Origin of the sequence: Vibrio anguillarum (genome assembly GCF_001989995.2) — a bacterium.
Taxonomy (GTDB): Bacteria; Pseudomonadota; Gammaproteobacteria; order Enterobacterales; family Vibrionaceae; genus Vibrio; species Vibrio anguillarum.
Map to the genome: position 1 here is coordinate 1 of NZ_JAHGUP010000233.1, position 311 is coordinate 311.

Sequence of the window (311 nt, forward strand, 5' to 3'; positions counted from 1 at the left end):
AATGCGTATGCAACTGTATTAACCATAACCGCAAATAATGCGCACTAACTCACTAGAGTTTGGTTAGTAGTACCGGATTTAAATGGCTGGCGTAAGTTTGATTGCAAAAATCACAACCACACATTTGACCGCCGCATTCACAAAACTCATCTTCGTTATGCAACTCAGCGGAAAAAGGAACAATCACGCTACAATCACCACAAATACAAAAACGAACCTCTTTATGCTGATTCACGGCTCGATGCCTCCAGTTCTTGGACTTTAAGCTCTGGATAAAGCCGGATGAAACTCAACATACCTTGAAGGTTTTC

The 311-nt window shown here is 41.5% G+C and carries 1 protein-coding gene; it reads right to left on the reverse strand.

From position 1 onward, the window contains the following. Nucleotides 1–52: 52 nt before the first annotated feature. Nucleotides 53–235 (reverse strand): hypothetical protein, encoded by a 183-nt coding sequence (locus PL85_RS18650; RefSeq protein ID WP_115339773.1) that lies wholly within the window; start codon nt 233–235, stop codon nt 53–55. Between the last annotated feature and the right edge of the window lie 76 nt (nt 236–311).